The sequence below is a fragment of the Vibrio sp. 10N.222.52.B7 genome (assembly GCF_041474275.1).
In the GTDB taxonomy this organism is placed as follows: domain Bacteria; phylum Pseudomonadota; class Gammaproteobacteria; order Enterobacterales; family Vibrionaceae; genus Vibrio; species Vibrio crassostreae_C.
The window spans coordinates 1-268 of record NZ_JBFRTU010000151.1 but is presented as its reverse complement, the minus strand read 5'-3'; the positions used below and the strand labels follow the sequence as shown (position 1 = coordinate 268).

The window sequence follows — 268 nt, the reverse complement described above, 5'->3', positions numbered from 1 at the left end:
GATGCGTTTGATTGACGAAGGCATCCCGTTACCGTTCGGCGCTATAAAAAACCAGAGAAGTTTGGTTTATCTGGATAATCTATCCAGTTTAATATTAACCTGTTGCGAACACCCTTCAGCTCCGGGACAGACTTTCTTAGCTTCTGATGATCATGATGTATCGACAACTCAATTGATGCAAACCATCGCTCATGCTATGGGGAAATCACCGCGATTAATTCCAATCCCAATGGCTTGGATACAAGCTGGATCGTCAGCTTTAAAAAAG

Annotated in this window: 1 pseudogene; it reads left to right on the top strand. The window is 42.9% G+C overall.

Annotated elements, in window-relative coordinates:
• A pseudogene (locus AB4512_RS21900) lies at positions 1 to 268 on the top strand (NAD-dependent dehydratase); the annotation flags it as partial.